This is a genomic window from Micromonospora sp. NPDC003776 (genome assembly GCF_053605645.1).
This window is the reverse complement of the sequence record NZ_JBSGJR010000412.1, coordinates 1-6425: the sequence shown is the minus strand read 5'-3', so window position 1 is coordinate 6425 and position 6425 is coordinate 1. Positions and strand designations below refer to the sequence as shown.

The 6425-nt window shown below is 76.0% G+C and carries 8 protein-coding genes; 3 read left to right on the top strand and 5 right to left on the bottom strand.

The window, feature by feature from the left end; genetic code table 11:
- Positions 1-244: hypothetical protein (locus ACWEVO_RS26545; protein ID WP_452310228.1), on the top strand; the 244-nt coding region annotated here is incomplete at its 5' end.
- Positions 245-251: 7 nt separating this feature from the next.
- On the opposite strand, the gene ACWEVO_RS26540 is transcribed toward ACWEVO_RS26545, so the two are convergent.
- Complete coding sequence (locus ACWEVO_RS26540; protein ID WP_452310230.1) at positions 252-734, bottom strand: DUF2231 domain-containing protein; 483 nt, start codon at positions 732-734, stop codon at positions 252-254.
- A gap of 174 nt (positions 735-908) precedes the next feature.
- On the opposite strand from ACWEVO_RS26540, the gene ACWEVO_RS26535 reads away from it, so the two are divergent.
- Both ACWEVO_RS26535 and ACWEVO_RS26530 read left to right on the top strand, forming a co-directional pair.
- Entirely contained in the window at positions 909-1337 is a 429-nt protein-coding gene (locus tag ACWEVO_RS26535; protein ID WP_452310227.1) for a Fur family transcriptional regulator, read from the top strand.
- A 53-nt stretch (positions 1338-1390) separates the two neighbouring features.
- Positions 1391-2242, top strand: a complete 852-nt coding sequence (locus tag ACWEVO_RS26530; RefSeq protein ID WP_452310226.1) for an oxygenase MpaB family protein — start codon at positions 1391-1393, stop codon at positions 2240-2242.
- 191 nt (positions 2243-2433) lie between these two features.
- Here the strand turns inward: ACWEVO_RS26530 and ACWEVO_RS26525 are convergent, their stop codons facing one another.
- From ACWEVO_RS26525 to ACWEVO_RS26510, 4 genes are all read right to left on the bottom strand, one after another.
- Positions 2434-3279 carry a RecB family exonuclease gene (locus ACWEVO_RS26525; RefSeq protein WP_452310229.1) on the bottom strand — a complete coding sequence of 282 codons (846 nt, stop codon included), beginning with the start codon at positions 3277-3279 and terminating at the stop codon, positions 2434-2436.
- A gap of 140 nt (positions 3280-3419) precedes the next feature.
- Positions 3420-4034 carry a MarC family protein gene (locus ACWEVO_RS26520; protein ID WP_452310225.1) on the bottom strand — a complete coding sequence of 205 codons (615 nt, stop codon included), beginning with the start codon at positions 4032-4034 and terminating at the stop codon, positions 3420-3422.
- 31 nt (positions 4035-4065) lie between these two features.
- Positions 4066-4929, bottom strand: coding sequence for a PHP domain-containing protein (locus ACWEVO_RS26515; RefSeq protein WP_452310223.1), 864 nt, complete (start codon positions 4927-4929; stop codon positions 4066-4068).
- A 53-nt stretch (positions 4930-4982) separates the two neighbouring features.
- A complete protein-coding gene (locus tag ACWEVO_RS26510) occupies positions 4983-6188 on the bottom strand; it encodes a hypothetical protein (RefSeq protein ID WP_452310222.1) in 1206 nt (401 codons plus the stop codon).
- Positions 6189-6425: the final 237 nt, after the last annotated feature.

Sequence of the window (6425 nt, the reverse complement as noted above, 5' to 3'; positions counted from 1 at the left end):
GTCGGGCGGCACGGCCACCCCCGCCGGCTACACCGGCCCGCCGCCGACCAACCCGCCGCCGCCCGGCTGGCGTCCACCGGTGTACGTGCAGGCGCCACCGCCCCGGCGGCTGCCGGGGCAGGACATGGCCGCGATGGACCGGGCCGAGCAGCAGGCGCAGCGGGTCACCTACGGCTTCGGCGCGGTCGCCGCGGTGGTGCTGGTGCTGCTCATGTGCCTGCTCTGCTCGCGGGTGATCTTCTGAGCCGGGCTCAGAGCGTGCCGCCCCAGACCGCCTGGGCGCCCGAGTCGCCGGCCAGGTAGACGTACACCACCGCGAACACGGCGAGCACGGCCACCACACCGGTGAGGACCGGGGCGAGCCAGCGGGGCAGGTTGCGGGTCCGGGCGAGCCCGCTGGTCACCAGCAGGAGCAGCAGCGCCGCCGCGGCCAGCCCGAAGGTGAACGACCGGAGCGTGTCGCCGTACTCGGAGTGCTCGCGCACCTTGTCGAGGATCTGCGCCGGGTAGTGCTTCTCCTCCAGCACGTGCTCCAACGCCTCCCCGGACTCGGTGGCGAGGAACGCGGCGATGGGTGCCGCGATGACGAGGGCGGCCACCGCCCAGTCGAGCCGGGACCGCCACCGGGGCAGCAGGCCGTACGCGACGGAGACCATCGCCAGCAGCGGCACGAGCACCACTGCGGCGTGCACCAGCAGAGCATGCGCGGGCAGACCGTTGAATTCCTTGAACACCGACACCTCCGGGAGGGTGCGAACCGCGCAGTCAGCGTACGACGGTGTGATCGTCGCCGCTTCGCTCACATTCCACCCACGCGGCCGTACCGGGTGTGGTTCACGCCCTGTGGCCCCGACCACCCCGGTTGCCGCTCGCTTGTCGGCGTCCCGGGCCCGTGCTGTCATTACTGCATGTCCACCGGTGAGGAGCTGCTCCGGTCGCGGGGCCTGCGGGTCACCCGACCGCGCCTCGCCGTGCTGGACGTGCTGGCCGGCGGCGGCCACCTGGAGGTCGACGAGATCACCCGGCGGGTCCGGGAGCGGCTCGACTCGGTCTCCACGCAGGCCGTCTACGACGTGCTCGGCGCGCTCTCCCGGGCCGGGCTGTCCCGCCGGATCGAGCCGGCCGGCTCCCCCGCCCGGTACGAGGCCCGCGCCGGCGACAACCACCACCACGTGGTGTGCCGGGGCTGCGGTGAGATCGCCGACGTGGACTGCGCCACCGGCAGCGCGCCCTGCCTGGACCCGCACACCGCGCACGGGTTCGAGGTCGACGAGGCGGAAGTGACCTTCTGGGGCCTCTGCCCGGCCTGCCAGGCGCGCCGGTCCGCCGACGACTGACCGGCGCGGCCGGGCACCGGCCGGTACCGGCCGACACGTGGCACGCTTGGGCTGTGGAAACCGATGATCTCGGCCTGTTCGGTCCGGGATCGGTCACGTGGAAGGTGCACGAGGAGCCGATCCTGATCGTCGCCGGCCTCCGCTCGCTCTACCTGCAGGCGTTGCATCCCCGGGCGATGGCCGGGGTCGCCCAGAACAGCAACTACCGCACCGACGCCTGGGGGCGACTGGTCCGGACCGCCAACTACGTGGGGACGACCATCTACGGCACCACCGACGAGGCGGAGGCCGCCGGGCGGCGGCTGCGTGCCCGGCACGCCCGGCTGCGCGCCCGGGACCCGTTCACCGGCGAGGAGTTCCGGATCGACGACCCGGACCTGCTGCGCTGGGTGCACGTCACCGAGGTCGAGTCCTTCGTGAGCACCGCCCGCCGGGCCGGGCTGGCGCTGACCGGCGCCGAGATCGACGGCTACTACACCGAGCAGCGCCGGGCCGCGGCCCTGGTCGGGCTCGACCCGGCGGAGGTGCCGGGCACCGCGGCCGAGGTGGCCGACTACTACCGGCGGATCCAGGGCGACCTGCGGATGACGAAGGAGGCGGCGGAGACCGCGCTGTTCCTGACCGCTCCGCCGATCCCGTGGAAGGTCAGCCGGCCGTTGCGGCTCGGCTTGAGCCTTGGGCCGCCGCGCTGGGCGTACCTCGGGGTGGCGGGCGTCGCCATGGCGCTGCTCCCGGCCTGGGCCCGCCGGTTGTACGGCGGCCTCGGCCTGCCCACCACCGCACTCTCGGCCGACCTGAGCGTGCGCGCCCTGCGGCTCGCCCTGGCGGCGGTCCCGCGCCGCTACCGGGAGGGTCCGCTGCAGCAGGCCGCGAAGGCGCGCGCCGCCCGCCTCGCCGTCGCCTGACCCGGGCCGCGCCACCTGCTCCATCCGCCGCCCGCCGGCCGGTCGGGGCCGACACGCTTTGGGGCGAACCGCACCCTCCGCCGCCCGGGACACCCCGAGCTACCGCAACTCGCGCACACAACGCCGCGGAAAGCCGCGACATGCCGCGAACGTCGGTCACACCGACGGGGACAGGGCGGCCGCCAGGCCGATCAGTCGGAGTCGGAGACGGGCCCGGTGGGGCGGTCCACGGCCGCCCACGGGTCCTTCCCGGGTGCCTGGGCGCCCTCCGGGCAGGCGCGCCGGTAGTCGCACCACCCGCAGCGCGGGCCCGGGGTGGCGGGGAACGCCTCGTCGGGGTCGACACCGTCGGTGACCGCCCGTTCGGCGGCCATGATGTCCCGGGCGGTCTCCTCGGCCCGGGTGAGCTGCCGATCCAGCGACTCCGCGGTGTGCTCGTGCGCGGCGACCGTGCCGGTGGGCAGATGGTGCAGCTCGACCCGACGGCACGGCCGGCGGAACACCCGCTCGGCGGCGTACGCGTAGAGCGCCAGGGCCTGGGAGCCGCGCGCGTCGTCGCTGTCCAGCCCGGTGCGGCCGGTCTTGTAGTCCACGATGACCAGCTCGGGTCGCCCGTCGGGGCCGGGCCGGGAGTCGATCCGGTCGGCGCGGCCGTTGAAGGCGAGCACCGCGGTCCGGACCGCGACCACCCGCTCCACCCCGACCGGCTCGTCGGCCGGATCCAGCCCCGCCACGTACGCCTCCAGCCAGGCCAGCGCCCGCCGGAAGGCGTCCCGCTCCTGGTCGACGTCGCGGTAGCCCTCGCGGACCCAGGTGCCCTTCAGCAGGGTGGCCAGCGCCTCGGGGCGGCGGCGGTCGGGGTCGAGGGCGTACCAGTTCTTCAGGGCGGTGTGGACGCTGGCGCCGAGCGAGTTGTGCGCCCACGGCGGCCCCTTCGGCGGGGCGGGCCGGTCGAGGTAGGAGTAGCGGTAACGCCGGGGGCAGTCCGCGTACGCGCCGAGCTTGCTGGGCGTGCAGACGAAGAGCCGCTCGGGCATCCCCTCGAAGCCGAGCTGCTCGGGCTGCTCGGCGCGGGGTCGGGGCGGCCGGCCGCCGGTGGGCCGCCCGGTCGGGGAGGGTCGTCGCACGTCGCAGATCCTGCCATCCCGGTACGACAGGGCCGCGCCGGCCGGCCGGGTCAGCGCATGGTGATGTACTGGGTGACGAAGGCGGCGATCGCGTCGGCGATGAGCTGGACCGCGATGGCCGCCAGCAGCAGGCCGGCGATCCGGGTCAGCACCTCGATGCCACCCGGCCGGAGGATCTTGACGATCCCGCCGGAGAAGCGCAGCACCACCCAGACCGCGGCCATGACCGCCACGATCGCGGCGCCGATCGAGAGGTAGTCGGTGAACCCGCCGGCCCGCTGCACGAAGAGCATGGTGGCGACGATCGCGCCCGGCCCGGCGAGCAGCGGCGTGCCCAGCGGCACCAGGGCGATGTTGGAGGTGGTCTGCTGGTTCGGGTCGTCGGACTTGCCGGTCAGCAGTTCCAGGGCGACGAGGATCAGCAGCAGCCCGCCGGCGGCCTGCAACGCCGGCAGGTCGACGTGCAGGTAGGCCAGGATGGTCTGGCCGGCCACGGCGAACACCACGATGACCCCGAGCGCCAGCGCGACGGCCTGCCAGGCGGCCCGGTTCCGGTCGCGCGCGGGCAGCGGCCCGGTGAGCGCGAGGAAGATGGGCATCATGCCGGGCGGGTCGACGATCACCAGCAGGGTCACGAAGACCTCGCCGAAGAGCTTGAGATCCACCCGGACACGGTAGCCGCGCCGCCGGAGCGCTTCAGCCTGAAGCGACCGGGGTCACCCCGCCGGCCAGGGCGACGATCCGCTCGTACGCCGCCGGGTCGGTGGTGAACGCGCCGAGCCGGACCGTCTTGTGCGTGCCGTGGAAGTCCGACGAGCCGGTGACCAGCAGCCCCAGCTCGGCGGCCAGCCCGCGGACGTGGTCCCGCTCGGCGGGGCTGTGGTCCTCGTGGTCGGCCTCCAGGCCGGCGAGCCCGGCCGCGGCCAGTGCGCCGATCAGCTCGTCCGGCACGATCCGGCCACGGCGGCTGGCCCGGGGGTGGGCGAAGACCGGCACCCCACCGGCCGCGCGTACCAGGGCCACCGCCCGGAACACGTCGATGTCCTCCTTGGGCAGCCGGTACCGCTCGCCCAGCCAGTCCGGCCCGAATGCCTCGGTGGTGGTGGCCACCAGACCGGCCCGGATCAGCGCCTGCGCGATGTGCGGGCGACCGACGGTGCCGCCGGCCGCGCCGGCCAGGATCGCCGCCCAGTCGACGTCGATGCCGTCGGCCTGGAGCAGCCGGACGATCCGCTCACCGCGCTCCTCCCGCGCCCGCCGGACCCGGGCCAGCTCGGCGACCAGTTCCGGCTCCGTCGGGTCGAAGAGGTACGCGAGCAGGTGCAGCGGGATCGCCGGCTCGACGCCGTGCCAGCGGCAGGAGAGCTCGGCGCCGCGGACCAGGGTCAGCCCGGGCGGTAGGGCGTCCACCGCCGCGGCCCAGCCGCTCGTGGTGTCGTGATCGGTGATCGCCACCACGTCGAGGCCGGCGTCGGCGGCGGCCCGGACCAGCTCGGCCGGGCTGAGCGTGCCGTCGCTGGCGGTGGAGTGGGCATGCAGGTCGATCCGGGCGGCGCTCACCCCGCCGACGCTACCGCCCGGGGTCGGCGCCCACCGTCGGGGCGGCGGGGCGGTCAGCGGGTGGTGTCGGCGACCACGACCAGCGGCTCGTCCGGGCTGGCCCCGGTGACCGGTGCCCCGGCGGGCCGCTCCCCGGCCGCCACCCGGTCGGGGCGTACCCGGACCAGTTGGCCGGCGGGGTCCACGTGCAGCGCGACCCCGGCCGCCGTCCAGGCCACCCCGCCGACCACCGCCGGCCCGGCCGGGTGGGCCGAGACGGTGGCGCCGAGGGTGCGCAGGTCGACGAGGAGGGCACCGGCCTTGCGGCCCCCGTTGACCAGCAGCCACCGTCCGTCGGCGGAGATCCCGGCCGCGCCGTCGCTGGCGAGGTCCGGGCCGCAGCCGGTGCGGACCGGGGCGAGGTCGCGGGCCGGGTCGAGCAGGGCCAGGCAGGGTCGCCGGGGCGTACCGGCGGAGACCTCGCCGACCAGCTTGCCGTCGGGGAGTGTTCCGTAGACGTTCAGCACGTCGCGGGCCGGGCTGCCCGGCTGCCCCCCGGCCGACCGGGGCCAGCGGCTCACCCCGCGGCCGGGTTCCTCGATCAGGACGGCGTCGGCGGCGAACCCGACCGGTACGGCGCCCGCGGCCGCGGCCGTCCGGCTGGTCGCGACGAGCTGGCCGCCCACCAGCCCGGCCGCCAGAATCTCCGGGCCGTCGCGCCAGGCGACCTGGCGGCCGTCGGCGGCGACCACGACGGCGTCCGCCGCGGCGAGCAGCACCTGCGGCGCGCTGCCGTTGGGCGGCACCCACCAGAGGGTACGGCCCGCCGCGGTGGCCACCGAGGTGACGAGCCAGCCTCCGTAGTCGGGGACGCGCTGCGCCCGCTCGACCGGACCCACTCCGGTCAGCTCCCGCTGCTCGCCACCGCTGGTCTCCAGCCGGTTCCCGATGATCAGGTCGAGTTCGGCGCGGACCGGCGCGGCGGCGGGGGGCGGGGTGCTGGCGGTGGGCAACGGGGAGGGCGTGAAACCGCGCGGGTCGCCGAGCACCACGGTGGGCGTGCCGCCGTGTCTGGTCGGGCCGCCGAGCTGCGCCATCCCGGTGGTGACCAGCACGGTCGCCGCCCCGGCCAGAGCGAGGCCGGTGAGCGCCCGACGCCGCCCGCTGCGGCGGGCGCGGCGGATGGCCACGCCTGCCGGGTCGGCGGCCAGCGGCCGCGGGGCGGCGACGCGACCCGCGAGGGTCTCCCGCAGCGCCCGCTCCAGCTCGTCCTCGCTCACGGCCAATGGACGCTTCGGACCGCCCGACTGGTTGTCGCCGGGATCGGATGTACGGCTCAGCCTGGCAATTCGCTCGCTCATCGGGTTTCCACCGGCACGTTGCTGACGGGACGGGCGGCCGGGGTGGGGCGCGCGGCCGGTGGGCGGGCGGCGGGCGGCGGCACCGGTCGCGGCGGGGCCGGGGCCACCGCGAGGTCGGTGCCGGGCAGCGGTTGCAGGTGCCGGGTGGCGTGCCGG

Excerpts from the sequence above, each read along its gene's own strand:
- ACWEVO_RS26525 (WP_452310229.1), bottom strand. The coding sequence starts at position 3,279 with ATGCCCGAGCGGCTCTTCGTCTGCACGCCCAGCAAGCTCGGCGCGTAC.
- ACWEVO_RS26535 (WP_452310227.1), top strand. The coding sequence starts at position 909 with ATGTCCACCGGTGAGGAGCTGCTCCGGTCGCGGGGCCTGCGGGTCACC.